23 protein-coding genes are annotated in these 25,586 nt (G+C 62.7%); 3 read left to right on the top strand and 20 right to left on the bottom strand.

Annotated features, from left to right (window positions below):
• Window positions 1–47 precede the first annotated feature (47 nt).
• The 13 genes from OW521_RS18350 to OW521_RS18290 form a co-directional block, all read right to left on the bottom strand.
• Window positions 48–1,370, bottom strand: coding sequence for a mannitol dehydrogenase family protein (locus OW521_RS18350; RefSeq protein ID WP_268025957.1), 1,323 nt, complete (start codon window positions 1,368–1,370; stop codon window positions 48–50).
• Between the two features lie 86 nt (window positions 1,371–1,456).
• Window positions 1,457–2,863 (bottom strand): glucuronate isomerase, encoded by a 1,407-nt coding sequence (gene uxaC, locus OW521_RS18345; protein ID WP_268021010.1) that lies wholly within the window; start codon window positions 2,861–2,863, stop codon window positions 1,457–1,459.
• A gap of 89 nt (window positions 2,864–2,952) precedes the next feature.
• Window positions 2,953–3,999, bottom strand: a complete 1,047-nt coding sequence (locus OW521_RS18340) for a LacI family DNA-binding transcriptional regulator (RefSeq protein ID WP_268021009.1) — start codon at window positions 3,997–3,999, stop codon at window positions 2,953–2,955.
• Between the two features lie 106 nt (window positions 4,000–4,105).
• Window positions 4,106–5,272, bottom strand: coding sequence for a Gfo/Idh/MocA family protein (locus tag OW521_RS18335; protein ID WP_268021008.1), 1,167 nt, complete (start codon window positions 5,270–5,272; stop codon window positions 4,106–4,108).
• A 56-nt stretch (window positions 5,273–5,328) separates the two neighbouring features.
• Window positions 5,329–6,189: a sugar phosphate isomerase/epimerase family protein gene (locus tag OW521_RS18330; RefSeq protein WP_268021007.1), complete on the bottom strand. Its 861-nt coding sequence runs from the start codon at window positions 6,187–6,189 to the stop codon at window positions 5,329–5,331.
• Between the two features lie 41 nt (window positions 6,190–6,230).
• Window positions 6,231–7,238, bottom strand: a complete 1,008-nt coding sequence (locus tag OW521_RS18325; protein ID WP_268021006.1) for a Gfo/Idh/MocA family protein — start codon at window positions 7,236–7,238, stop codon at window positions 6,231–6,233.
• Window positions 7,239–7,281: 43 nt separating this feature from the next.
• Complete coding sequence (locus OW521_RS18320) at window positions 7,282–8,127, bottom strand: sugar phosphate isomerase/epimerase family protein (RefSeq protein WP_268021005.1); 846 nt, start codon at window positions 8,125–8,127, stop codon at window positions 7,282–7,284.
• A gap of 408 nt (window positions 8,128–8,535) precedes the next feature.
• The gene (locus tag OW521_RS18315) at window positions 8,536–10,095 is read right to left on the bottom strand and encodes an IS1182 family transposase (protein WP_268025955.1); all 1,560 of its coding nucleotides are present in this window, start codon (window positions 10,093–10,095) and stop codon (window positions 8,536–8,538) included.
• A gap of 74 nt (window positions 10,096–10,169) precedes the next feature.
• Window positions 10,170–11,354, bottom strand: a complete 1,185-nt coding sequence (locus OW521_RS18310) for a Gfo/Idh/MocA family protein (protein ID WP_268021004.1) — start codon at window positions 11,352–11,354, stop codon at window positions 10,170–10,172.
• Window positions 11,351–12,196 carry a sugar phosphate isomerase/epimerase family protein gene (locus OW521_RS18305; protein ID WP_268021003.1) on the bottom strand — a complete coding sequence of 282 codons (846 nt, stop codon included), beginning with the start codon at window positions 12,194–12,196 and terminating at the stop codon, window positions 11,351–11,353. Before OW521_RS18305 ends, OW521_RS18310 begins: the two co-directional genes overlap by 4 nt.
• Before the next feature lie 48 nt (window positions 12,197–12,244).
• Window positions 12,245–13,120 carry a carbohydrate ABC transporter permease gene (locus tag OW521_RS18300; protein WP_268025953.1) on the bottom strand — a complete coding sequence of 292 codons (876 nt, stop codon included), beginning with the start codon at window positions 13,118–13,120 and terminating at the stop codon, window positions 12,245–12,247.
• A 71-nt stretch (window positions 13,121–13,191) separates the two neighbouring features.
• Window positions 13,192–14,163, bottom strand: a complete 972-nt coding sequence (locus OW521_RS18295; RefSeq protein ID WP_442781173.1) for a carbohydrate ABC transporter permease — start codon at window positions 14,161–14,163, stop codon at window positions 13,192–13,194.
• Window positions 14,160–15,524, bottom strand: a complete 1,365-nt coding sequence (locus OW521_RS18290; protein WP_268021002.1) for an ABC transporter substrate-binding protein — start codon at window positions 15,522–15,524, stop codon at window positions 14,160–14,162. The genes OW521_RS18295 and OW521_RS18290 overlap by 4 nt, the downstream gene beginning before the upstream one ends.
• Before the next feature lie 224 nt (window positions 15,525–15,748).
• On the opposite strand from OW521_RS18290, the gene OW521_RS18285 reads away from it, so the two are divergent.
• On the top strand, window positions 15,749–16,801 hold the full coding sequence (locus OW521_RS18285; protein WP_268021001.1) for a LacI family DNA-binding transcriptional regulator: 1,053 nt from the start codon (window positions 15,749–15,751) through the stop codon (window positions 16,799–16,801).
• Between the two features lie 88 nt (window positions 16,802–16,889).
• Here OW521_RS18285 and OW521_RS18280 read toward each other — a convergent pair whose 3' ends face one another.
• Both OW521_RS18280 and OW521_RS18275 read right to left on the bottom strand, forming a co-directional pair.
• The gene (locus OW521_RS18280; protein WP_268021000.1) at window positions 16,890–17,363 is read right to left on the bottom strand and encodes a DUF805 domain-containing protein; all 474 of its coding nucleotides are present in this window, start codon (window positions 17,361–17,363) and stop codon (window positions 16,890–16,892) included.
• Between the two features lie 161 nt (window positions 17,364–17,524).
• Window positions 17,525–17,953 carry a hypothetical protein gene (locus OW521_RS18275; protein ID WP_268020999.1) on the bottom strand — a complete coding sequence of 143 codons (429 nt, stop codon included), beginning with the start codon at window positions 17,951–17,953 and terminating at the stop codon, window positions 17,525–17,527.
• A 401-nt stretch (window positions 17,954–18,354) separates the two neighbouring features.
• On the opposite strand from OW521_RS18275, the gene OW521_RS18270 reads away from it, so the two are divergent.
• A complete protein-coding gene (locus OW521_RS18270) occupies window positions 18,355–18,630 on the top strand; it encodes a hypothetical protein (protein ID WP_268020998.1) in 276 nt (91 codons plus the stop codon).
• Window positions 18,618–19,457, top strand: coding sequence for an ATP-binding protein (locus OW521_RS18265; protein WP_268020997.1), 840 nt, complete (start codon window positions 18,618–18,620; stop codon window positions 19,455–19,457). Before OW521_RS18270 ends, OW521_RS18265 begins: the two co-directional genes overlap by 13 nt.
• Window positions 19,458–20,330: 873 nt before the next feature.
• Here OW521_RS18265 and OW521_RS18260 read toward each other — a convergent pair.
• The 5 genes from OW521_RS18260 to OW521_RS18240 form a co-directional block, all read right to left on the bottom strand.
• Window positions 20,331–21,380 carry an NAD(P)-dependent alcohol dehydrogenase gene (locus tag OW521_RS18260; protein WP_268020996.1) on the bottom strand — a complete coding sequence of 350 codons (1,050 nt, stop codon included), beginning with the start codon at window positions 21,378–21,380 and terminating at the stop codon, window positions 20,331–20,333.
• 206 nt (window positions 21,381–21,586) lie between these two features.
• Window positions 21,587–22,420, bottom strand: coding sequence for a DeoR/GlpR family DNA-binding transcription regulator (locus tag OW521_RS18255; protein WP_268020995.1), 834 nt, complete (start codon window positions 22,418–22,420; stop codon window positions 21,587–21,589).
• Between the two features lie 52 nt (window positions 22,421–22,472).
• Window positions 22,473–23,264 (bottom strand): triose-phosphate isomerase family protein, encoded by a 792-nt coding sequence (locus OW521_RS18250; RefSeq protein ID WP_268020994.1) that lies wholly within the window; start codon window positions 23,262–23,264, stop codon window positions 22,473–22,475.
• A gap of 39 nt (window positions 23,265–23,303) precedes the next feature.
• A complete protein-coding gene (locus OW521_RS18245) occupies window positions 23,304–23,774 on the bottom strand; it encodes a ribose-5-phosphate isomerase (RefSeq protein WP_268020993.1) in 471 nt (156 codons plus the stop codon).
• Window positions 23,767–25,500, bottom strand: a complete 1,734-nt coding sequence (locus OW521_RS18240; protein ID WP_268020992.1) for a dihydroxyacetone kinase family protein — start codon at window positions 25,498–25,500, stop codon at window positions 23,767–23,769. Before OW521_RS18240 ends, OW521_RS18245 begins: the two co-directional genes overlap by 8 nt.
• Between the last annotated feature and the right edge of the window lie 86 nt (window positions 25,501–25,586).

Here is a 25,586-nt window from a genome sequence, read left to right as displayed (position 1 = left end):
CCCGGGCAGCCGGTTGTTCCGGCGGTCCGGGCAGTATTCGAACCGTGTTAGCTGAGGTTGCCGGCGGCCGCGAAGGTCTCGGCCAAGGCTTCGACGAGGTCCACGATCCCGGCGTCGGCGGCCAATTCCGGATCCACCAGGCCCAGCAGCGCCTCGAGCCGGGCACGGCCCCCAAGCGCGTTAGCCGCAACGATGTCTGCCGCCCGCGGATCCTGAAGTCCAGTTGCCGAGGCGGTGTAGGCAGACCAGGCGGCGATCATGCGCGCAGCCGCTTCGCCGCTTCGACCGGCGGCACGTTCGGCGCGGAGGACCGGTACGGCTCGCATGCGCAGTTTGGTGCTGCCGTCCATGGCTATCTGGGCCAGATGGTGGGCGATCCGGGAATTCCCGAAGCGCTCCAGGAGGGCAGCCCGGTACTCGGGGATGCGCAACTCGTCGCCGTCGAGGTTGGCAGCGGCCTCGCCCCAGAAGTCTTCCACCGCCCGGCGGCAGGACTCGTCAGCGAGGGCCTCCGCCACGGTCTTGTGGCCTCGCAGCTGGCCGGCATAGGCGAGGAGCGAGTGGGCGCCGTTGAGGAGCCACAGCTTGCGGTTCTCGTACGGCTCGATTTCGTCCACGAAAATGGCGCCGGCGTCTTCCCAGTGCGGGCGCCCGGCGGGGAAGTCCCCACTGAGGACCCAGTCGCGGAAGGGCTCGGCGACCACGGGTGATTCGTCGCGGTATCCGCAGGCGTCAGCGACGGCGTCGATATCGGCCTCCGTGGTACGCGGCGTAATGCGGTCAACGGAAGTGCTGACAAAACTGACGTTGGCATCGATCCAGGCGGCGAGTCCGGCGTCGAACGCCTTGGCCATCCCCACCACGGCGTTTCTGGCCACGGTCCCGTTGTTCGAAAGGTTGTCGCAGCAGACGACGGCGAGGGGGCCGGCGTCGGCATCGCGACGGGAGGCGAGGCCCAGCACGAGGCGGCCCAACGGCGTCGACGGCTCGCCGGAAGCAGAGCCGCCAGCGAGCAAAGCGAGGTCAGCCGCGACGTCCGGCGCCTGGCTGTCCAGCTTGCCGTCGGCTCCAAGCCTGTAGGCGGCCTCGGTGACAGTGAGCGTCACCACGGAAGTCAGCGGGGCTGCGACAAGCTCGACAAAACGCTCGACGTCGGCGCCGTCAACGGCCTCGACGATGCTGCTGATGACCTCGAAAGAGTCACCCGCGTCCGAACGCTCCACCAAGGTATAGAGGCCATCTTGGGTAGCCAGGACCTGTGCGGCGTCCGGGCGGCGGCCCGTGAAGGAGGCGATGCCCCACTCCGCGGCGTCGCTGGCGTGCTGGGTGTACCACGCCTGGTGCGAGCGGTGGAAGGCCCCCAGTCCCATGTGCACAATGCGCACAGGAGCTTTCTCGGTGGGCCTGACGGCACGGCTCAAGCGGGGCAGGTCCGCGGGCTGCTTGGGTTCGGTGGTCACAGCTTGAATACCCTTCGGGGTGAGGCGTCGACGACGTCGACGATGAGTTCGTGGGCGCGGGCTTCGCTGACCCGGTGCTCGGCCACGAGGCGGGCGAGGAACGAGGCTTCGATCCGGCGGGACGCGTCGTGCCGGGCCGGGATGGAGCAGAATGCGCGGGTGTCGTCGATGAAGCCCGAGGACCGCGAGAAGCCGGTGGTTTCGGTGACGGCGGAACGGAAGCGGAGCATGGCATCGGGGGCGTCAAGGAACCACCAAGGTGCTCCGAGGTACACGGCCGGGTAGAACCCTGCCAGGGGTGCCAGTTCGCGGGAGAACACGGTCTCGTCCAGCGTGAACAGCACCAGGTGGAAGTCCTTGGCCGTGCCGAAGTCCTGGAGCAGGGGCCGGATCGCCGCGGTGTAGTTGGTGGCGAACGGGATGTCGTGACCGGTGTCCGCACCGTAGGCATCGAAGGTGGGCTGGTGGTGGTTGCGGAAGGAACCCGGGTGGATGGTCATCACCAGGCCGTCCTCCACGGACATCCGGGCCATCTGGTACATCATGTGGGCTTCGAAGGTGTTGCGGTCCTCGGACGTGGCCTTGCCGGCACGCGCAAGTTCGAAGATCCTCTTGGCGTCTGTACGGTCCAGCTTGAGCGTTGCGGGGGTGAGGACTCCGTGGTCCGCGGAGACCGCGCCATGGTCTACGAAATAGCGACGCCGGTTTTCCAGGGCCTCGATATAGCCGGCGTAGCCGGTGGCGCCATCTCCGGCGGAATCGACAAGCCGCTCGACGTTGGCGCTCCACGTGGGGTGCGCGATGTTCAGATAGGCATCCGGGCGGAACGTGGGCAGCACCCGGCCATTGAAAGAGGGGTCCTCGGCGATGGCCTTGTGGCTGGCGAGGCTGTCCAGAGGATCGTCCGTGGTGGCCAGGACCTCGATGTTGAAGTCCTTGAAGAGCTGGCGGGGACGGAAGTCGGGCTCCACGAGCTTGGCGGCAATGGCGTCGTAGCTGGCATCGGCGGACATGTCGCCGATATCCGCGCCGAGCTTGAACACGCTTTCGAACTGCGTGCGCAGCCAGTAGCCCGAGGCCGTGCCTTCAAACAGGGGCCAGGCCTGGACGAATGTCCGCCAGATCTCCCGCGATTCGGATGCGTTGGCGCCCCCTGAAATCAGCTTGTCCATGGAGACTCCGCTGGCGTGGATCAGGCGGGTGACGTAGTGGTCCGGGCTGACCAGGAGCGCGGCCGGATCAGGGAACGGGGTGTTGTGCTCGATGACGGCGGCGTCAACGTGGCCATGCGGCGAGATGATGGGCAGGTCCTGGACGCGCTCCAGCAAGGAGCGCGCAATGCTGCGCGTCCCGGGATCCGCAGGTAGGAGGCGGTCAGGGTTGGCTGCGATCGACTGTGACATAGGTCAATTTTCGATCCGGGGAGGCGGTATGTCAACCGGTTGCCATCTTTTGCCATCTCGTTGCAACGATCCTCGAGGATCGCTTGAAGCTAGGCGAGCAGCCGCCCGCTGGAGCCGCGCACCACGAGCTCCGTATCCACGTGAACCACTCCCCCGGGGCCCTCATGGCCGAGCAGCATATCCAGCAGCAGGGCTGCGGCGCGGGACCCACACTCCCCCAAGGGTGACCTGACAGTAGTGAGTGCGGGGGTCGTGAAGTCCGCCCCGAAGATGTCGTCGAATCCCACAATGCTGATCTGGTCGGGAACGCGCATACCGGCGGCCTGCAATTCCTGCATGAGGCCTATGGCGAGAAGATCGTTATAAGTGATGACCGCCGTCGCGCCGCTCGACAGGACGTCGCGCGCTACTTGGCGACCGCCGTCGACGGTTGGCTTGGACGATTCCAAACGGACCGCCCCCAGCTTGTACCACTCGCAGGCCGCCTGGACCCCCTCCCAACGGCGGCGGGACATCCAAGACTGCGGCGGGCCGGCAACGTAGGCGAGCTTTTGATGACCATTCGCGGCAAGACTCCGGACAGCCTGGCTGATGCCTTTGTTCACGTCCGGAACCACGCATGGCACGCCGTCCACTTCGCGGTTGATAACGGCCACCGGCTTCTCCGAGGCCAAAGCACGGATCTGTTCATCGTCCATACGCGGGCTCGCCAGAATGAGGCCGTCCACCGTGCTCAACATCCGGCGGGCCGCGGTGAGCTCAGTTTCCGACGACTCCGCGGATTCAGCCAACACCAGGGTGTAATCCCGGGCGGATCCGGTGGTCTCCGCGCCGCGGATAATGTCGAAGAACGTCGGGTTGGTAATATCCGCGACGATCAGCCCGATCGTTTGGGTGCGGCCAGTGGGAAGCGCCCGGGCGAACGGGTTCACCCGGTAGTTCAGCTGCTCGGCGGCATCCTCGATGATCTTCTGGGTCTTGGCACTGACCCGCCCCGGCTTGCTTAGCGCGCGCGAGACCGTGGAGGGGTTGACTCCCGCCAGCTTCGCGATGTCGTAGATGGTCGGTGAAGATTTCTCCCCGCGTCCACGCCTGGCTGGGACAGCTGCTGCTCCGGAGTTCGTCGCTTGGGTCACGGCTCCATCGTAATCGTGCTTGGCAACAATAAGCAGGACGGTTGCCAATCAATCGGCTGGCGACCGTCCTGCCCAAATGAGCGGCTAACTGCGAGCGCACCGCTCACTAGTAGCGTTCAGGGAACTTTCCTTCTTCCCTGATGCGCTTGTTGAGTTCGCGCATGTACTCCTCTTCGTCTAATTCGAGGGAGACCTCCCTGCCGGTCCAACTGGACAGGTGGATCGCATTCGCCAGGCGCACTCCCTTGATCCCGTCCGAGCCGGGGGCCAGCAGCGGAGTACCGTCCAGGATGTTGGCCGCGAAGTTCTCCAAGACGCCAGCGTGCTGTCCGCCCCAGACGGACTCGAACTCGATGACCTCCGTGGTGTAGTAGTCCTCGGCCTTCAACTCACCCATGAAGAGCTTGCGGACATCGTCCATGTCCATGCCGTCGCTGAGTTCGCGCTCTGGTTTGATCAGCCTGGTGACTGTGGCGGTCTTGCTGTTTTCCACGACGATCTTGCCCTGGTCGCCCAAGATCTCGAAGCGGTCGGTTCCCACGAGGTCGTGCGTGGCGGTGACGAACACCCCTGTGGCGCCATTGCCGTAGTCCACTACCGCGGTGACCTCGTCCTCCACTGCGATGTCACGGCGGAAACCGTAGGCCACCTTGGAGTAGACGGACTTCGGCACGCCGCAGATCCACTGCCAGAGGTCAAGCTGGTGGGGTGCCTGGTTGACCAGGACGCCGCCGCCTTCGCCGCCCCACGTGGCGCGCCATTCGCTGGAGTTGTAGTAGCCCTGCGGACGCCACCAGTTGGTGATGATCCAGTTGGTGCGGCGGATGCTGCCGATCTCGCCGTTGTCGACGATCTCCTTGAGCTTTTTGTAGAGCGGGTTGTTGCGCTGGTTGAACATGATGCCGAAGGAAAGCTCGGGCTTACTGGCCGCGAATTCGTTCAGCTCCTTGACCTGTTTGGTATAGACGCCGGCAGGCTTCTCCACTAGGGCGTGTATATCGCGCTTGAGCGATTCGATGCCCATTTCCGGGTGCAGGAAGTGCGGCACGCACGTGACGATCGCATCGACGTCGCCGCTTTCAAGCATGGCGATGTAGTCGTCGTAGAACGGTGCATCAGGATACTGGGTGGCCGCCAACTCCTTTTTTGCGGGATCGGTGTCGCAGATGGCGCCAATTACCATGTTCGGGACCATTCCGTCCGTGATGAACTTGGCGTACATGCCGCCCTGCTGGCCCAGGCCGATGATGCCAAGGCGGACTTTCGTGCTCATGAGTGATTCTCCATATTCGATGGGGTGGGGAGTCTTGCGGGTCCCGCGGAGCGATCCTAGAAGAGGTCTGCGTGGCCCATGGCCACCAGGTTGTCGTGGGAGGTCTGCAAGGCTTCCCAGACAGTGCGTCCGTACAGCTCGTCCTGCTCGACGAGCATGTACTCTGCGCCGGCGGCGTGGGCGGCCGGGATGATCGAGGGGAAGTCCAGGTTGCCTTCGCCCACTTCGGCGAATTGGACCACGTTTCTGAACTCGGCCATGAAGCCCGTGAGGTCTCCCGTTTCGAGGAGCCCGAAGGCCGACTCCGGCAACTCGCCGATCCGGTAGTCCTTCAGGTGCACCATAGCTGTGCGTCCGGCGTACTTGGCCAGGGTCCGGACAGGGTCCAGTCCGCCGCGTTGCACCCAGTGCACGTCGATCTCCATGCCCATGGCCGGGGAGTTCTCGGCAATGATGTCCAGCATGTATTTGCCGTCGAATTTCGCGAACTCAATGTGGTGGTTGTGGTAATACAAGCCGATGCCGTTTTCCCGGAGCCTCTCCGCGTATTCGTTGGCCTGCTTCGCGAAGTCCACCACGGCGTTGATCGACTTCATGGCGGGAAACGGCATCATGCCGATCCGCAGGAGGTTCGTGTCCAAGCGCCTTGCGTCGTCCACGATCTTGTCGAAATGGTCCTTGAGCGAATCGCCCGGCATGCCCTTGGGGGTTTCCATTGCCACGGACAGCGCGGCGATGTCCATGCCCAGTTCGCTGCGGGAGCGGTCCAGTTCGGCAACGTTGTCCGGTGTCATCGGGATCTGGGAAATCTCGACGGCGTTGTACCCGATCGCACTTACCTTGCGGAGCGTTTCAAACGCTCCGAGTTCAGCGAAACTGCCCTTCAGCATCATCGCTTGTACGCCAATTTTGGCCACTGTGTCCTCCGTTGTGTTCCGGGCCCACGTGGGCCATGTAGTTAGCGCACCTGCCCGGAAATCTCCGGGTAGCTCTGCGCGTAGATGTCTTTCACGATCCTGAGTGACTTTTCGGCTTCAGCAGGGCTGATCCAGAACGGAGCAGGATCCTCGAGCTTGGCGTAGAAGTCCTTGATCAAGAGTTCGTGGGATACGCCCCAGTACGCGCGCCCACCTGATTCCAAGGCTCGTTCGGGGATGGTTTCCACGGTGCCGTCAGCGTAAGTGACGTTGAGGTCGCCGCGAAGGCTGAGGGTGGCCTTTTCGGTCACGATGTCCAGCGTCACCGGCGCATTGGTGGCGTTCGCCAGAGTGGCGTAGAAGACGCTGGTTGCGCCGTTGGCGTGCCCGGCGATGAATTCCGCTGTGTCCTCCACCTCGATCACACCGCCCAGGGAACGCGTGGAGGCATGGCCTTCCACCTTTGTCACGTCACCTACCAGCCATTGGAGCAGGTCCACTGTGTGGATGGCCTGGTTCATCATGAGGCCACCGCCTCCTTCAGCCCAGGTGCCGCGCCACGGCCGGTCCCGGTAGTACTCGGCCGTCCGGTGCCACATCACGGTGGCCGAGGCGCCCAGAACCTGACCCAGCCCGCCGTCGTCGAGCATGCTCCGCATCGCTTGCGACGTCGCGTTGTAGCGGTTCTGGAAACATACGGCGATCTTCGCCGTGGTCCGTTCAGCCGCTTCCACCAGGCGTCGCCCCTCTTCGAGAGTGTGGGCCAGCGGCTTCTCGACAATCACGCTGACGCCGCGCTCGAGGCATTCGACCGCTAGCGAGGCATGCTGGTGGTGTGGAGTGCAGATGTGCACGACGTCGGGCCTCACCGCCTCGAGCATCTCCAGATAGTTCGCGTACCCCTCAACGCCATGGGCGGCTTCTGCCCCCTCCAGACGCACCGGATCGGTATCGCAGACCGCCACGAGTTCGACGTCGTTGATCTTGGCGATCGCCCCGAAGTGCACGCTCGATACATCACCGCAACCGATGACTGCTGCTGTAGGCATTCTTGCTCCCTCGAAAGATGTGTTCCTTTGAACGTACCGGCCCTTAGGCCAAGGCAACACCGTTCTTGGCCGCGAGTGCCGCAAAGGCACGAGCTGCAGAACCGAAGGCGAGGGGCCCGGAGAATCCGCCCAGTTCGTGGGTGCTGGCTAAATGCGGCTCCAGCGAAGCGAAGCCGTCAAAACCGTCGGCCTTGAGCGCGGCGATGGTGGCATCCAGTTCGCCATCGCCTTCACCGGCAGGAACCACTTCACCCGTGCCGGCGACAGCGTCCTTTACCTGGAGGTACTCCAGGTACGGGCGCAGCGTGGCGTAACCCTCCGTGTACGGCTTGACGCCCACCTGGACAAAGTTGGCGTTGTCCCAAGCGATGCGCAGTGCGGGTGAATCGACGGTCTCCATGATGTCCAGGACGCGTTCCGGAGTGTCGCCGTAGATGCCTTTTTCGTTTTCGTGCAGGAGGACGACGCCGGACGCTGCCGCCTCGTTCGTAAGTGCGGTCATGCGCTCCATGACTGAGTCGCGGATGTCTTCAGGGCTCTGCCTTTCAGCCCGATAAAAGGAGAAGATGCGGATGTACTTGGTGTCCAGGCCCTTGGCTACTGAAATAATCTGGCGCAGCCGGGCTAGCTCACGCTCCACCGGCACACTGACGTCAATCTTGCCGATGGGACTTGCGACTGCAGAAACCTTCAGACCATTTTGGTCCAGGATTGCCTTGAGCCGCTCAACATCTTCCGGCTCGAGTTCTGAAACATTGGTGCCCCACGCGCTACGCACCTCGATGTGGCTGGCTCCGAGGGCCAGCAGGACGGCTGCCTGCACGTTGGGATCGGGGTCTACTTCGTCGCCGAAACCGGACAGGTTCCATACGGCATTTGTTTCAGTCACGGAAATCTCCTTTGGATCCGTCGCCCGCAAGGCGGCAATCGGCGCTGAATCGTTGTTCACGGGCATGCGCTTCCCTGAGTCTAGCCAGACCGCCCCGACTTGACAACCGATTGCCAAAAGTTGGCAACAGTATATCCTGACGAGATAACGGTCCCTGTGCTGGTGCCGCGCGCGGCACCAGCACAGGGACCGGACCTCCGTGGCCCGTCTTATACCTAGCGCCTAGGAGACTGCTGAACAACGTGATTGTGGGGCGGGCGGAACGCCACCAATGGCCGTCAAGCGGCGTGTTCTGGTCAGCACCCTAGGTGCGACAACGGGGTCGTTCCGCCCGCTGGGTTCATTCTGCACCCAGATGTGGGGCGTCATCCAGTGGTGGGATTGATTGGCCGGGGTCCGGGCGGTGGGTTATCCCAGCGCCCATGATTCCTCGTTCACGGTCAGCCCGAGCGTGAGCAGGCGTCGCAGGTTCAGTCCCGCGATCCGTAGCTGCAGCCAGGCGTTGTTCCGGCTGATGCCGCGGTGGGGAACGCGGCGGTTCCCGCGGGTGGGCCAGGCGATGGACCGCTCGACCATGGGCCGGTGGGTGCGGTAGTCGTCCTGGAAGGCAGGATCCGCGGCGCGTTGGCGGTGTTCGCGCTGCAACGTGTCGTGTTCGTGGAGAACGAGCTTGCGTCCCCGTGGTGAGGTGGTGCACCGGGCCCTGAAGGGGCATTCGGTGCAGGCGGCGCCGAACGTGACCCGCCGTTTGACGGTGATGGTGCGGGTGATGTTGCGCGGGCAGGTCACGGTGCCGGCCGCTTCATCGACGGTGAAGTGATCGAGGGTGAACCCGCCTTCAACTGCAGGGCGCGGCGGCCATGGTTTGATCACCGGGGTATGTGCGGTGCGGGCCAGGGCGGCGAGCATTTCCCCGGAACCGTAGGCCGAGTCGGCCAGGACGTCCACGCTGGTGCCGGCGATCGTGGGATCCATGCCGATCAGCCGGGCACCGACGGCTCCGTCGCTGTTCTCCGGTCCGGAGGCCTTGGTTAGCTCCGCGGCGGTGACCAGCCCGGTGTCGGGCTCGATGACAATATGGGCCTTGAATCCGTCTTGCTGCCGGGACTGGGTCTTGTGCGCGTGCCGGGTGTCCGGATCCACGGTGGAGATCATCCGGTCCGGGGCGACCTTGCGGGCGATACGCCACCGCCCGTCGGTCCCGTCCGAATCCTCGGCCGGTTCCACGTCCTGCCCGGCGACGAGTGCAAGCAGCGCGTACGCATCGGCCGCCTTGCCGTCCAAGGTCTCGGGATCGACCGCGGCCAGCAGCGCCAGCGCGTCGGTGACAAGCGCCGAAACCAGCCCGTCCCTGGCATCCTGGTCCTCCCAGTCGATGTCCGGTTTGCCGGTGCGCGTGTAGTCATACCCCGTAGCGTGGGTGCTCAGCAGTTCCTGGCCGGCAGGGATATCACGGCCGAAGCGGCGGATCCCCGCGATCAGTTGCGTGATGGTGTCCTGCCTCGCGACCGCGTCGTCCAGGACTGTTGAATCCACAGCTCTGCGGCGCTTGCCCTTCAGGATTCCGGTTTCCGCCACGACTTCGGCGATGGCCTCCATGATCCGGTGCGGGTTTCCCGACCCGGCCAGACGTCGTCGCCAGTACGTCAGCGTGCTCGGGTGGAACGCGGTATCGGTCAGCCCGTATCCGCACGCGGCTTTCCAACGCAGGTCGAAGGTCAAAGCCTCGGCGGTTTCCCGGTCAGAGAGCCCCTGCAATGCCTGCAACACCAGCACCGAGCCGATGACCGGCGCCGGAACCGAAGGCCGGCCCCGCCGCGACGGGAAGAGGTCCTCCATCATTGAATCCGGAAACAGGCGCCCCCGATGTTTGGCCAGAAAAGCGAAGACGCTGCCCGGAGCCAACAACTCTCCGGCCAGCGCCTCCACATCCAAATACCCCCGTTGCGCGTCCTCGCGTCCCTGCATAAGACCAGTCTTAACCACCAGGCTCACCAGTCCAGCCGACGCGCCCCGCAACCGCCGATTAGTTCAGCAGTCTCCTAGGCGTCGCCGCCCGTGTGAACGGTGACATCGTCGTACTTGCCAGCCAGGACGTCTTCGAAGTGCACCGCCGTTCCGAGGGTTGCCGAAACGTACAGGGCCCGCACTGTGGCCAGGGCCGCCGTTGCCTCGTTGACTCCCACCCGGGGTTCTTTTCCGGTGCGTATGGCTTCCACGACGTCGGCATACTGCTTCTGGTGCGCGGTCTGCAGGTCGTCGGCCCCCTTTGTGTTTGCTGATGCGTCGTGCGCCCCAACCTCAAGTTCGGCCTGGTTCCCGGCCCCGGCGAGGCCATAGGAGGACCCTGACTCTCCTGCAGGCGCGTTGTCGGCGGCGTGGAAGTACTGTAGCCGGTCATTGTCTACCACTGCAGATCCTCTCTCGCCATGGACCTGGATCCGGGCAGTGAGCCCGGGGTAGGCCGCGGTGGTGCAGTGGATCACTGCCAACGCACCCGAGGCGAAACGCACGGTGGCAACTGCCGTGTCTTCGACTTCAATGCGCTCGTGAGCCAGGAGTGCAGTATGGGCCTGGATCTGGACGGGAGTTCCCAAGAACCAAAGAAGCAGGTCCACGCTGTGGACGCCTTGGTTCATCACGGCTCCGCCGCCGTCGAGTTCCCAGGTGCCGCGCCATTCGCCGGAGTCGTAGTAGTTCTGGGCCCGCCACCAAGCCAGCGAAGCCACGCCGGAAGTGATCTTGCCGAAGCGTCCCGACCTGACCGCGCTGGCAACAGCAACACTGGCCGGGTCGAAGCGGTGCTGGCTGATCACCGAGGTGACCTGCCCGGTCGCAGCCGCCGCTGCTTCCGCAACGCGCCTGGCGCTGGGCAAGTCCACGTCGATGGGCTTTTCGATAATGACGTGCTTACCGGCCCGTAGTGCCTCAACCGCCAGGTCGGAGTGCAGCCCGCTTGGTGTGCAGATGGCGACAAGGTCGATGTCCGAGTCCCTCAGGGCAGCGGCGAGGGTTGCGTAGGTCGCGGGACGCTGCTTGTGCGTCTGGTCCTCAACGGTGCCGGCCAATGCGGTCGCGGCTGACTCCACTACATCGATGAGGGCGACGAGCTCCAGGTCCCCGTTGGCAGTGACCACCTGGGCGTGCTGGCGCCCGATGACTCCGCAACCGACGATCGCAGTGCGCAGACGGTGTGCGGGCGTGCCCGCTGTGTTGGCGTTGGTCATTTGGTCCCCACTCCGGCTTCTTCGAGGAGGCGGTTGAAAGCGCGCCCGGCAACTCCGAACGCGGTGGGTCCGGAGAACCCTCCGAGGTGGTGGGCGTTTGCCAAGTGGGGTTCCAGGGAGGCGAATCCTTCGAAGCCATCTTCCTTCAATGCCTTGATGGTTTCGCGAAGTTCTCCGTCGCCTTCCCCCGCCGGCATCACGAGGCGGTCATCGGCGCGGGCATCCTTCACCTGAAGGTATTCCAGGTAGGGGCGGAGCATGTCGTAGGCCTCGCTGAAGGGCTTGACACCTACTTGAACGAAGTTCGCGGCGTCCCATGCAACCCTCAGTGCTGGCGAATGGACCGTAGTGATGATGTCCAGGACACGTTCAGGGGTGTCGCCGTAGATGTCCTTTTCGTTCTCGTGCAGCAGTACGACGTCGTGTGCCTGGGCCTCTGCGGCAAGGGCACGCATGCGGTCCATGACGGCGTCACGGACCTCTTCGGGTCCGGTGCCTTCGGCCCGGTAGAAGGAGAAGATCCGGATGTAGCGTGTGCCGAGGACCTTAGCCGCATGGATCGCCTTGCGGAGACGGTCCAGTTCGACTGTGACGGGGATGGTGACGTCGACCTTCCCGATCGGAGAGGCTATAGCTGACACGCCCATGCCTTGTTCCCGCAGGATCTGGTCCAACCGGGTCAGGTCTTCTTCGGACAATTCAACGATGTTAGTGCCCCAGGCGCTGCGGACTTCGATATGGTTCGCGCCCAAAGCTTGCAGAACGGCAACTTGGATCAGCGGGTCCGGACTTATTTCGTCGCCGAATCCGGACAATGTCCACTGGGTTTGCTTGACGGTCACGTCGTTTTCTCCTTGGGGTGATACATGGTGGCGGCCTGTGTGCCGGGTCTATTTGACTCCGCCGGCAGTCATGCCGCCGACGAGGAATCGCTGGAAAATCAGGTAGAGGATGACGACGGGAGCAGCGCAGACCAGGGAAGCTGCCATCATCTGGCCGTAGAGGGGCAGTGCTCCCCCTTCTGCCGAGGAGCCGAATATCTGCAGCACAACCGCAACGGTCTGTGTGTTGGGACGGGTCAGGACCGAAGCGAACATGACGTCGTTCCAGCCGAGCAGGAAAGAAAAGACGCCGGAGACGACCAGTCCGGGCCAGCTGAGCGGGAAGATGATTCGGAAGAGCACCCCGAGCGAGGAGGAACCGTCAATGCGGGCTGCTTCCTCAAGTTCCTTGGGCAGACCCCGCAGGTACGTGACCATGACCCAAGTCGAGAAAGGTAGCGCAAACGTCAGGTAGGCAAGGAAAAGGCCCCAGTACGTGCCAATGACCGTAATCCCCAGATAGTTGCCCGCTGACGCGAAGAGTACGAACACCGGGAGCAAGAGCAGGCCGCCTGGAACACTCTGCAGGCCGATGAGTCCCCGCAGGATGGTGATCCGACCGACGAACTCGAACCGGACCAGCACGTAAGCGGTGATGATTCCCAGCAGAGAGGAGACGACGGCGACCAGCCCGGCGATCATGACGCTGTTCATGAGGCCGTTCCCCAAAGGCAGGGTGCTCCAGATCTTCGTGTAGTTGGCCAGGGTGAATTCCGTTGGGAAATATGCCCCACGGGCCACTTCCACATCCGAATTCATGGACGAGAACACGATATAAAGCAAGGGAATTGCGACCATCGCGCACAGCACGATGGTGCCTCCAACCAGCAAGGGGGTCGGCAGCAGGCGGTAAACGGCGGCGGTCTGCCGTCCCGTCTTTCGCATCGCGGTTTTGGAGGGAAGCACCTTGGAAGTCTCCAGCGGGAGTTCATTGACGACGTCGGAAGTCTGGTTGCTCATTTCTTGCCTCCCGCGTCGGTGCCCGTGTCGAGTCGTACGGCTTTCAGGTAGAAGTAGAGCGGTATCGCGATCAGCAGAAGCGAGATCAGCGCCATAGCCGCCCCCATGCCGAACCGCAGGCTGGTGAAGCTCATGCTGTACACGAGGGTGGGCAGTACCTGCACGTCAAACGGTGCCGGGACGCCGAACAGCAAGAAGGCAAGGGAGAAGTTGTTCATGTGGTGGAGGGTCGCGATGAGGCACGCCAGTGCGACCGGCCCGCGCAAATAGGGAAAGATCACGTAGCGCAGCTTGGTCCACCACAGGGCGCCGTCGATGGCCGCGGCCTCGTGGACTTCCTGGTCCACGGATTGAAGGCCCGACAGTGCCATCAGGTAGATAAATGGCCATGCAGCCCACACCTCGACCAGGATCAGGACCCAGAAGCTGGCCGGACCGGTGAGCCATTGGCCGGCAGGGAGCCCCAACCCGGTCAGTGCCTTGTTGATGATGCCGTCGTGCTGCAGCATGGTGCGCCAGAAACTTCCCACGACGAATGAGGGAAGGACGTAGGGGATCAGGAACATCGAGCGCACCAACGACCTGCCACGATAGGCATTCTGGGTCGCCAATGCGGCGTAAATACCGATGGGTACCGTGATGACGGTGGCGATCACCGAGAAACCGACGCTGTTGCCGAAGGCGTGGACCAGATCAGTGGATGTGAACGCTTCGACGAAGTTGTTCAATCCTACGAAAGGGGCACTGATCCACTTACGGATGGTGTACTGATCCAGTTGCAGCATCGCGATATAGATGCCCAGGATCAGGGGGACGATGATAATCAGGCCGATCAGAAGCGCACCGGGGGTGAGCATCCACAGCGGCCGGTTTCGTTCGCTCACAGTCCGCCGGCGCTTTGCGGGCGGCTGCCCGCCAGGCTCCGCGGCGCGCCGCAGGGCGGCGTCTTTCTTTATCGTGATGCTCACTTGCTTGCCGACGCCCTGTCGAGGGAGGCTTGGGCGTCCTTCTGGGCCTTGGCGAGCGAGGTCTTGAGGGTGGCCTCACTGACGCTGCCGTTGCCAAGATCGGGGCGGGCCTGAACGACGACGTTGGTCAGCGCCAACTGGATGTCGCCCCATGCACCGGTGAACGGGGTGGTCTTAGCCTTGGATGCCGAATCAATGATCGGTGACAGCGAGGGATCCGCGTCTTGGACCTTCTTTGCCGCCGTAGCGTTGGTGGGGAGATCCCCAAACAGCTTGTTGTAATTGACCTGCTCGTCTTCGCTGGTGAGCAGTTTGATGTACGCGGCTGCGAGGTCTTGGTTCTCGGAGTATTTGGCGACCACCAGGTTGTCGCCGGAAATGATGGAACTGACCGGCTGGCCACCGGAGGGCGCCGAACTCTGTCCCGGCGGCACGGTCGGCATCACGGCGTAGGCGTACTTGCCCTTCACCGCGGACGCATCGAACGTGACTTTCGATGATGCGGTGGTCATCAACATCATCGCGGACTTGCCTGCTGCGAAGTCCGCGGCAGCCTGGGTGTCGTTCCAGCCGACGGCGGCCGGGTTGACAACCTTGTCCTTGGTCAACCAGCCAAAGTAGGTCTGATACGCCTTGAGCACTGCCGGGTCATCGATGCGGGCCGTCTTTCCATCCACCAGGGGGTTGCCGGACTGGTTCGCCATGGTCCAGGCAAACTTCCACGGCGTGTAGTTGTCTGCGTATCCTGTCGCGAAACCGTACGTGGACCCTGTGGTGAGCTTCTTGGCCTGGTCCAGAAGTCCGTCCCAAGTGCTCGCCGGCTTATCCAACCCGGCCTGCTTGAACAGTTCGGTGTTGTAGGCCAGAACGTAGGGCCTAGAGGTAAATGGCACGCCCACTTCGTTCTGGGCGTCGGGACCGGAAATTCCCAAGGTCGCCGGAACAAAACGGTCGCGGCCGCCTACCTTGTCCCACATTTTGGAGTCAAACTTCACGAAAGCGTCCGTCGAGTATGCCGTCGGGGTGAAGGTCGTACCCACCGCGTAGACGTCCGGACCCTGGCCCGCAACAACGGAGGTTTGGATCTTGGAAAGCTCATCGTTGGCGTTAGCGAAAGTTTCGAATTTCAAGTCGGCGCCTGTCTGCTTCTTGAAGGCCTCGGCAATGTGAGTCTGCCAGGCCTTGAACTGCTCGGCCTTGTTGGTGTTGGCACCGACCAGGACGTCCAGTGTCTTGCCCTGGCCGTTGACTGCTCCGCCTGCGCTTGTGGGGTTGTTGTCGGCGCCACATCCAGACACCGCCAATGCTCCCAGCGAAATGAGAGCGACCGCGCCAAAAAGTCGGGTCCTTGAGTTGTTCATGTCTTTTCGTGCTCCTCGTTGAGTCGCCCCGAGATCTTCGGGGGAACCAGCCAGACAGGCCGGATGTTAGCTGGAACACTATGACAGTTGCTGCAACATGTGCAACGGTTGCCAAAAATTGCCATTGTTGCTTTCGGGGATTGCACCGTCACAGATGGGAGGGGGCTTCGCAGATGAGAGATTATGGAGTCTAGGAACGGATTGCGCGGCCATGAGGGAGCACTATGAGCATTAGCGAGGCCAGCATTGGAGCCAGCCCGCTGGGACGGGGACCGACCATCAGGGATGTCGCCGCTCTCAGTGGCGTGGCCGCCTCAACGGTCTCGCGGGCTTTGACTCAGCCGCACCGAGTCAACCAGGCGACCAGGGAACGCATCGAAGCGGCGGCGCATGAACTGGGATACATTCCCTCCGCCCATCCCAGAAATCCGGCCCCGGGCAGGTCAGGCGCCGTTGCCGTCCTGGTTCCAGACATCACAAACCCGTACTTCTTTGACTTCATCCGCAGCACGCAGCACCAACTCAAGACTGCCGGCTACACGCAACTGCTCGTCGATACCGAAGAGGACGTTGAGCTGGAAGCAACATACCTGGAAGAGTTCCGAAGCTCTGCGGTCGGTTTCATTCTTCCCGCCACCCGGCTCAGCGACGAACAGCTCATCAGCGCTGCCGCCAAATCACCCCTCGTGACCATAAACCGCAGCACCCCTGGCGTCCCCAGTGTCATCATTGACACCGCTTCCGGGGTCCAACAGGCAATGGAGCATCTGTTTTCACTTGGCCACAGGGATATTGCCTACATCGCCGGCCCACCGAACTCCTGGTCGGACGGCCGGCGATGGGATGCGCTGCAGGAGAGATCCGAGTCACTGGGCGTCACCATCCGCCGCCTCGGGCACTACCACCCCAGTAAGCGGTCCGGCGCCGCTGCTGCCGACACCCTGCTCAATAGCGGCGCCACCGCCTGCATTGCGTTCAACGACCTGGTCGCCATCGGCATGCTCGTCCGGCTCAGGGAACGCGGCATCAACGTCCCCGATGAGATAAGCGTCGTGGGATGCGACGACATCTTCGGGGCCGATTTCTGCCAACCGCCCCTGACCACGCTTACCGCCCCGATCGAACAAGCGGGACGGGTCGCATCAGACATGCTCGTCAGCAGGCTGCGCCATGGCCAGTCTCAACTTCGCATGAAAGTCGAGCTACCCACTCACCTGACCATCCGTGCGTCCACCGGCCCTCTCTTACGGCCAACTGCCTTCCGACCAACTACCTGAACCGTTCCCTACGCATTCGGCCCATGCGTGCACAACAAAAGGCCACCGGCGTGATGCCGGTGGCCCTCAGTATGGCGCTGAATTGAGGCTAGGCGGGGACGTCGAACCGCTGGCCTTCCGGCTTAGCCGGAAGGAGCATGAAGATAAGCAGGGCCAGTCCCCCGAGGAACGGAACAAGGCCGATAAGGATCATCCAGCCGCTGAAGTTCGCATCGTGCAGGCGGCGGACGACAAGGGCCAGGGACGGGACGATGACGGCCAGGCCCCAGATGACCAAGAGGATGACGCCGACGATCGCGCCGGGACCCGGAACCATCGTTCCGGAGTCGGTGACGGTAGCGCCAGCGGAGCCGGCCACGGACATGATGATGTTCAGCACGATGCTCACGACAGCGGCGATGAGAGTCCACCACCAGTATTCGCTGCGGCTGGCGCGGCCGGTGAAGGTGGCGTATTTCTTGAAGAACCGGCGTGCGGCCTCACCGATGGGCGCGCCATAGTACGGTGCCCAAAGCGGGACGGCGCTGCCGGCAGGGACAGTCTGTTGCTGCTGGTACGACAATGGATCTCCTCTATAGACGAGTGATGACGATTTATCGTAGGGCTCTAAACCACCTGCAAAGTTGTCCTGCAGGTGAAATTCCAGCGGCGTGTCGGAATACTGCGTTCGTTTTTTTGATAAGAGGCCCTGGTGAGTGGGGAGTGCAACGGCTTCGAGGTGGGTCAGCTGAAAAGGCCGGTGCAGGGCTGGCGGTACCGACCCAGGAGCTCGGCGGCGTCCTCGGGGAGGTCAGCGGGGGCGTGTGCCTGGCCGTTCCTCCACCAGTAGTGAGCGTGCTTGGTGATCTCATCCCATTGTCTGGCTTCCGTCCTGTAGTACGTACAGGTCACGTCGCCGTCGCGGTAGCTGGCGACCCCAAACAGATTGCCGGCGCCGTCTGCGGTGCGGGTGGCTGCGACGATGACAATGGGCCACTGGCCCAGGTTCCACCCATCGGCCCCCCAGTTTGGGATGGCATCCCATCCGTGTTCCCTGATCAGATCCATCCAGCCGTATCCATCGTGAATGCGATAATCGCGTAGGACCACGACGGCGGGGATTACCTCGCCTGTGTCCTTGGTGGTGACGGGCCCTATCCCGACGGCGTTCATGGTTTTGCGTCCAAAACTCCGGCAGCTATTTTGCTGCCCGTGAGCGCTGTGAAAAAGGACATGAGACCCTCCATGGATTCGGTCTGTCGACGTTCCGGACGCGGCCGCCCATGCGGCCCACACCCCGGTAATCGACGCACCACCCGGAAAAGTCACGGGCCGGGAAACATTTCTTCGAAATTTTTCCGCTCCGCCCCGAACACCCGCCGTCCCGAAGGGGTCTTGAAGTTCTGTATTCAGCGAGAAGACGTCGGTAAACACGGGTGACGGGACAGGAACGGAGAGAAGACTCGTCGGTGGCGCGGTCCGGCAAGCGCCAGCATTATCGTCCTAAGTTCACCAAATTCACCCGGATTCCCAAATTCACCAAGATTCACCCAGATTCACCTGAGGGACGTGGCGTGCACGACATAGACAACCCGTTCCGGCCCACGGCCGGAGCTACCCCACCGGAAGTCATCGGCCGGTCCGGGCTTCTGGACGAATTCGAATATGGTCTGCGGCTCGGCTCCGGAGCCCCCGGGCTCTTGTCCATCTTCACCGGTGCTCGCGGCATCGGCAAGACAGTCATGCTTGGAGCAGCCCATGACGTGGCTCTGGAGCACGGATGGGCCGTGGTGGCGGAGACTGCGACCGGAACCTTCCGGGCCGGATCGGCGAAAAAATGCGCCGACTAATCCAGGAGCTTGACGGCCAACCCGAATCCCGTCGTCGTATCACGGGGACTTCGGTTGCCGGGTTCAGTGTCACGTCGCAGCTTTCGCCCGAACGCCAGGTGGACTGGTGGGAACTGGGGGAAACGCTCCTGAGGCTTCTGGACGAACGCGGGACCGGGCTCCTCATCACCGTCGATGAGATCCATCCGGCCGACCGCGCCGAGTTGGCCCAGCTGGCGGCCAACGTCCAGCACTTCATCCAGGACAGTCTACCCATCGCACTGATCTTCGCAGGCCTGTCCTCAGCCGTATCGGACCTATTGAACGAGGGCGTGGCAGCATTCCTTCGCAGAGCCGACAAGATCGATCTCCATGCCGCCGCGGTGCGCGATGTCGAGACATCTTTCACGGAAACGTTCGCCACCGCCGGGATCTCCATCTCTCCCAATCTGGTGCACAAGGCAGCGACAACCACCGGAGGCTACCCGTTCCTGATCCAACTGGTCGGCTACTTCCTCTGGCGTGAGGCCGAGAATAACAACGGTACCCTCTCCCCCGCGGCCGTCGACCGGGCAATTGCCGCCGCCGTCCGACGCAACGAACGGGTGGTAATCGAAGCGGCCCTCGCCGCGGCATCAGCGAAAGACCAGGAGATCCTGCACGCCATGGCCATCGATGACGGACCCTCCACGGCCGGGGACATCGTCCATCGGACCGGCTCGCGGCCCAGCCTCGTGGCCAAATACCGGACGAGACTCCTGGCCGCAGGCCTCATCGAATCAATCGGCCACGGAAAGACCGACTTCGCCGGACTGCGGGAGTACCTGCGCAAGAATCAGCCAACCTGACCCCGCCCGTCCGGCGACTGACTCCGCAGGAGGGCCTTCACTGTGGAGCTAAGGAGATTCGAACTCCTGACCTCTTCTCATGGGACGGCACATTTTGTCGTCTGCCAAAGGCTGGTGTTGTCTTGAAAATCCGCGGAATCTAGGGGTTTTCCGTTCTGCACAAGGTCGCTGATATGTCATCGCTTTTCATCGTTTCCGTGGGGTAATCGTGTGGCAGGCATCGGCCGAGATCGAGCCTTACAAGCGTCCGTGGCTAACAGCCGTCGTGCTGAAAATATTGCTCGCAGGCTAGCCAGCCCTCTCTCGGACATCCAGCTCATCACCTCTCTCGGCGCCCTAAAAGTGATGATCTCTGGGACCCGTGCAAAGCGCTGAACCACTCTTGTTCCAGACGCCCATGTCTGCCTGAATCAGCGCCCTCGGCCCGGATTCTAGCGGTGGACCATGCTAATGAAGTATCCAATCAGGATCTGGTCGGCCTGTCCGAGGTTGGGTAATCCCCAAGTGCACTTTCCGATTGTGTGGTGAACACTGCGTTTCCTTAGACGATTGACCGTCAAGCCGCCATAGTCATTCCCGCTTAGCTGCGGTCGTCTTGCGCTGCAGTTGGGACGGTTGGGTGTCCACGTATGAACCAGGGCGTGGGGGTTGATTGGAGGCGCATGTGCACTGCGCCTCTATTTGGAGATGGACGGTAACCGTTTGCGTGTCCGGGGGCACATTCAAGGTCAGCGTTTTCATCACGGTTGTGGTTTCAGTCATTTGGAGGGACCTTTCGATGGTTTCGGGTGAAATACTTAAGGACTCCGGTCGGATGCAAGAGCATGCGTCGTGCCGGAGTTTCTGGCAACGGTCAGGTGTCCCCTGGGACCGTTACGACCTGGGGTTGATGACGGACTTGATGGCGTGAGGATCCGTGCCGCCGGTGAGCAGGGCTGCTTCGACGTTCTCGAGTGCGAAGCGATGTGTGACCAGCGCGTCAAGGTCCACCAAACCGGATGCCACTAGGTTGATTGCCATCGGCCACGTGTTCGTGTAGCGGAATATCCCCGTTAGCTCGATTTCCCGGTTCTGGATGAGTGATACTGGCAACGCCACCGTGTCGGTTCCCATCCCTACCAGCACGACTTTTCCTCCGGGCTTGACGGCACGTATCCCGGCCTGGATCGCAGCCGGCGCTCCCGATGCGTCGACAAAGACGTCAAACAACGGGCCGGACGCTGCGGGGTCTTCGGTTCGGGGGTCTACTGCCCGTGTGGCGCCTGCTCCGAGGGCGAAATCGCGCCGGTGTGCGGCTGGATCCGACACGGTGATGTCCGTGGCACCGTAGATCCGGGCGACCTTTGCGACGAGAATTCCTATGGGCCCGGCTCCGGCGATGAGCACGCTGGATCCGGGTTGCATGGCGGCTTTGCGGCAGGTGGCGATCGCGACCGACAGCGGCTCCATCAGCGCCGCGGCCTCATCGCTTACATGATCCGGAACGGCGTAGGCGAAGTCGGACTCGATGGCAGCGAATTCTGCGAACGCGCCGTGGATGGGCGGCGCCGCATAGAACTCGATGTTCTGACACAGGTTGTATTGACCGCTCTTGCAGTATTCGCAGACCCGGCAAGGCTTTTGCGGTTCGATGGAAACCCTCTCGCCGATGCGGTCGGGTGAAACGGCGGCGCCCACGGCAACAATTGTGCCCGCTGATTCGTGTCCCAGGATCAGGGGTTCCGTCACGACCATGTCGCCGATGTGGCCTTCATGGAAGAAGTGCGTGTCGGATCCGCAGACGCCGACGGCGGAGATTCTGACCAGGACCTGGTTATCGTTGAGCGTCGGGACGGGGACGTCCTGCACCTCGACGGTGCCCGGGCGGACGAGCACACTGGCCCGCATGGTTCCGGTAGTCAGGGTGCTGTTCTTCGTGGTCATGGGGTTGTTTCCTCCGGGTTGCTGGTACGGGGCGGGTTTCCGGGTATTTCCGATGGGTCTCCAGTTCGCGCTGGGGGCTCTGGATTCGGGTCGTCGAGCTGGCCGATGTCATCCTCTGGCGGGTTTCCTTGTCCCGGAAATGTCCTGGACCTGCGCGCATGTCTGACCGGCCGTGTCATATTGACCGCCCGCGGGGCGGGATGCTGTTATCCATGGCCACGGTCTTCGGCATGGCCGGGGTGGCTATCGGCGACGACAACGTGCACGTTGTGGGACCTGAGCCGGCTGATGTCCTCGGGTTTTGTTCTAGAATCCACGACGACGACGTCGAAGTCCGAAAGGGGCGCCAGTGCGTAGAGGGCACGTTTTTCGAATTTTGTGTGGTCGACCAGAAGGATTCTTTTGGCTGCCGCGTTGAACATGGCCTTCTTTATGTCAACGGTTGCCTGGCTTTGGAAGAAGCAGATGTCATCGGTAATGGCCGCGGTTGACATGATGAATACGTCTGCACGGAGCTTGTTGATCGCTTCAATTGTGGTGCCGCCCATGAATGAACTGCACCAGTTGTAGTAGCTTCCCCCTAGTGCTACAAGCGAGACTCCTCTGGTGCCCTTCAGCTCGTTGATGAGAGTGAGCACGTTGGTGATGATTGTCAGGGGTGTCCGTGACGGGATCAGTCTTGCCATTTCGAGTACTGTGGTGGAGTCGTCCAGGAAGACCGCCTGGCCTGCCTCTATGAGTTCAATGGCGGCCTGGGCGATTTCCTTTTTTTCCTTCTGCTGTTGCCCTGTCCGGAAGACGTCGCTGGATTCAACGAGGCTCGAGGACAACGCGGTGGCAATCCCCCTCGACTTTCGAAGCAGGCCACGTGCCTCCAGCTCGTCAAGGTCGCGATGGACCGTCATCTGGCTGGTTCCGAACCTCTCCGCCAGCTCGTCGATACGCACGGCCCCTTCGGCCATTACGGCCTCGGAGATCGCGCGCTGTCTTTCCCCTTGACGGGAAAGACGCGGTGTCTGGTGGTCCATATCAGAACTCATTCGTGCTCCTGAAACTTTCTGTCCTCACGGCAGTACCGGGCTTCTCACCGTACTATTCGGCCACGACGTAGTCATCGCGCAGGCGGGAGGCCTCCTCGATGATGTCCGACAGTGCCTGGACCTTGTGGGCAAACCGACCCAAAAAGAGTCCGTCGACTTCGGATCCGAGCTGCGTCAGGAGCCCTGGTCCCGCGCTTCCCCCGTAGACGAGGGCCCATCGGGAAACGGTACCCTGGGTGCTTAGCCATTCCCTGAGACGGGCACATACTTCGCTGATGTGCTTCGAAGATGCGGGGTCCGTCGAGCCGATGGCCCAGACGGGCTCGTAGGCGACGACGATGCCGGAAACCGGTCTGCCCTGATCGGTCTGGAGTGCCGAGCTGAGTTGAGCCAGGCAGACGGCCGCCGCGTCCTCCGCCGGACCCGGCTCAGCCTCGCCGACGCAGATCACGGGAACAAGGCCGTTCCTGAGCGCGGCGCTGGTTTTGGCGGAAACAATCGCCTCGTCCTCGCCGAACAGTCTGCGGCGTTCGGCATGCCCGACCTCGACGTAGCGGCAGCCCGTTTGTGCCAGGGCCAACCCGCTGACTTCTCCGGTGAAGGCGCCCCGGTCTTCCCAATGCAGGTTCTGGGCTCCGATTGCCACCGGGGTGTCGGCAAAGATTTTCCGGGAAGGGACGAGGGCCTGGAAACTCGGGAGAACGAAGAGTTTCACTCCACCGTCCTGCAAGGCTTGGTGATGCTTGGCCATTTCAGCCACCTGCCGGCACCATTCCAGTGTTTCTTCGTGGCCGAAGTACATCTTGAGGCTTACTCCGAGGAGTGTTGGCTTCGAGTGGTCCATCACGAGGCCGCCCGGAAGGTGCGGGACGGCGGGTAGGGATCAGGCATCGCGGTCTGCCTCGTAATCATTCATGAGCTGGACTTTTTCTGCCGAGGGCGAGGTCTCGTCGAACCGGTAGGTGACCCATTCCCGTGCCAGTCTGCGGGCGAGTTCCAGCCCCACGACGCGCTGACCGAATGTCAGTACCTGGGCATTGTTGCTGAGGACGGAACGTTCGACCGAGTAGCTGTCGTGGGCCGTCACGGCCCGGATGCCTTGGACCTTGTTGGCCGCGATGGCGACACCCAGGCCGGTGCCGCAGACCAGTAGCGCCCTGTCGGCTGTTCCGTCGGCGATCATTTCTGCTGCGGCGATGGCAATTGTGGGGTACGCGGTCTGGCCGGACTCATCGACGCCGACGTCGCGGACGGATGCGACGAATTCGTTTTTTTCGAGGTCTGCTTTGAGAGCCTCTTTGTATTCGTAGCCGGCGTTGTCGCTGCCAATGACGATTCGAAGCCTGTCAGTCATCGTTCTCTCCTTTGAGGGCCAGGTCGCGCTCGACCGTTCTGATAATCATTGCCATGGATACGGCACCAGGATCCGGAGATCCCATGCTCTTTTGTGCATGTGGCCGTGCACGCCCCATCCTGGGTGCCAGGGAGGCCGTTGACTTGGCGGCCTCATCGGCCACGTTCGCTGCGGCGTGCCACCCGTTGTCCGAGAGGTGCCCTGACCGGATCCCCTCGCTCAGGGCATCACTGAAGGGAATCAGAACGTCCACAAGGGTCTTGTCCCCGGGCTCTGCCTTTCCGAATTCCATCACCCGTTTCCCGGCCTCGACGACGCCCCGGGAGATACTTGCTGCAGTAGGTGCTTCGTTGTCGCCCACGCTCTGGCCGATTGAGCTGATGATCAGCCCCCACAGAACACCCGAGGTTCCGCCGGCCCGGTCCGCCCACGCATCTGCCGCCAGGGACAGCAGGGTTCCGGCGCCGGCGCCGGCAGCGAGGGCCGCACGGCCGGCGGCCGCCGCTGCGGCGGCACCTCGCTGCATCCCGATCCCGTGGTCTCCGTCCCCGGCAATGGAGTCCAGGCGTCCCAGATCGTCCGCGTTTTCATCTATGACGGCGTTTACGGATTCCAGAAGCTTCTGGATCTGCACAGCTGCCTGCCGGGAGGATTCCGAGGCGTCCGGCAGTTCGGTCTTCGCGGGGTCTCCCACGGCTTCCGGGGCGTATCCGGCACCGGCGTCGCTTGCTGCGCCTTTCCGGAAGGCCGGGGTGCTCGCCGGAGCCGTCCAGTACTTCTCAAGTTCATCGTCAAGCCAGAAAAGCGTCAGGGAAACGCCTGCCATTTCAAAACTGGTCACCAGCTCACCGACTTCGGGATCCACCACAATGACCCCGGCATCGTCCAGCAGCTGGGCGATCTTCCGGTAAACAACGAACAATTCTTCGGACTTCACGGCCCCCAGACCGTTGAGTATGACTCCGACCCTGCGGCCGTTCCGATCTTCCGGAGCCTCGGCGAGCAGGGAGCGGACCATCAGTTCTGCGGCGTCATCGGCCGTCGGAAGAGCCTGTTCGCTGATGCCCGGTTCGCCGTGTATGCCCATGCCCACTGCCATTCTTCCGGCAGGGACGGTGAAGAGCGGCTTCGACGCTCCGGGAAGGGTGCACCCCGAAAACGCGATCCCGAAGGAACGGGTTCTTTCATTGGCGCGGGTGGCCACCTGGAAAACTTCGTCGAGGTCCCCTCCGGCGTCCGCGCAGGCTCCGGCTGCCTTGAACACGGCAAGATCGCCTGCAATTCCGCGCCTTTTGTCGATCTCGGCCAGGGAAGCGCTCGAAATATCATCGGTGACGGCGACCATGCGGGTCCGTATGCCTTCGGCGTTCAGCCGCTCCATCGCCAGCGTGAAGTTCAGCACGTCTCCGGCATAGTTTCCATAGGTCAGCAGGACTCCGCCCCCGGCATGGGCGGATTTTGCCACGGAGTAGATCTGCTGCGCCGACGGTGACGCGAAGATGTTCCCCATCGCTGCGCCGTGAACCAGGCCGGGACCGACGAGGCCTGCGAAGGCCGGATAGTGACCGGACCCGCCGCCGGTGACGACAGCGACGCTGCCCGGAGCAGCCCCGTTGGCACGCACCACTCCACCGGGGACCTTCCGGATCCATTGGGGGTAAGCGGCGGCGAAGCCGTCCGTGAGTTGCTCCGCGAAATCAATCGGGTTATTGAAAAGATATGCCATGAGTTCCTTGTTTCCTTGACCCAGGAAGCCGGTAGATCCGGGTACGTCGGGCCGGCCACATCAGCAGCCGGCCCGACTACTTCAGG

Origin of the sequence: Arthrobacter sp. MMS18-M83 (genome assembly GCF_026683955.1) — a bacterium.
GTDB lineage: Bacteria > Actinomycetota > Actinomycetes > Actinomycetales > Micrococcaceae > Arthrobacter.
Note: the sequence above shows the minus strand (reverse complement) of the source record. Positions and strands in the feature narration are given on the sequence as shown.

Coding starts and splice junctions, on each gene's coding strand:
- OW521_RS18325 (WP_268021006.1), bottom strand. CDS start 7,238: ATGCCTACAGCAGCAGTCATCGGTTGCGGTGATGTATCGAGCGTGCAC.
- OW521_RS18310 (WP_268021004.1), bottom strand. CDS start 11,354: ATGACCAACGCCAACACAGCGGGCACGCCCGCACACCGTCTGCGCACT.
- uxaC (WP_268021010.1), bottom strand. CDS start 2,863: ATGTCACAGTCGATCGCAGCCAACCCTGACCGCCTCCTACCTGCGGAT.
- OW521_RS18335 (WP_268021008.1), bottom strand. CDS start 5,272: ATGAGCACGAAAGTCCGCCTTGGCATCATCGGCCTGGGCCAGCAGGGC.
- OW521_RS18265 (WP_268020997.1), top strand. CDS start 18,618: ATGCGCCGACTAATCCAGGAGCTTGACGGCCAACCCGAATCCCGTCGT.
- OW521_RS18285 (WP_268021001.1), top strand. CDS start 15,749: ATGAGCATTAGCGAGGCCAGCATTGGAGCCAGCCCGCTGGGACGGGGA.
- OW521_RS18290 (WP_268021002.1), bottom strand. CDS start 15,524: ATGAACAACTCAAGGACCCGACTTTTTGGCGCGGTCGCTCTCATTTCG.
- OW521_RS18240 (WP_268020992.1), bottom strand. CDS start 25,500: ATGGCATATCTTTTCAATAACCCGATTGATTTCGCGGAGCAACTCACG.
- OW521_RS18245 (WP_268020993.1), bottom strand. CDS start 23,774: ATGACTGACAGGCTTCGAATCGTCATTGGCAGCGACAACGCCGGCTAC.
- OW521_RS18350 (WP_268025957.1), bottom strand. CDS start 1,370: ATGGGACTGGGGGCCTTCCACCGCTCGCACCAGGCGTGGTACACCCAG.
- OW521_RS18275 (WP_268020999.1), bottom strand. CDS start 17,953: ATGAACGCCGTCGGGATAGGGCCCGTCACCACCAAGGACACAGGCGAG.
- OW521_RS18255 (WP_268020995.1), bottom strand. CDS start 22,420: ATGAGTTCTGATATGGACCACCAGACACCGCGTCTTTCCCGTCAAGGG.
- OW521_RS18300 (WP_268025953.1), bottom strand. CDS start 13,120: ATGCGAAAGACGGGACGGCAGACCGCCGCCGTTTACCGCCTGCTGCCG.
- OW521_RS18260 (WP_268020996.1), bottom strand. CDS start 21,380: ATGACCACGAAGAACAGCACCCTGACTACCGGAACCATGCGGGCCAGT.
- OW521_RS18250 (WP_268020994.1), bottom strand. CDS start 23,264: ATGGACCACTCGAAGCCAACACTCCTCGGAGTAAGCCTCAAGATGTAC.
- OW521_RS18315 (WP_268025955.1), bottom strand. CDS start 10,095: ATGCAGGGACGCGAGGACGCGCAACGGGGGTATTTGGATGTGGAGGCG.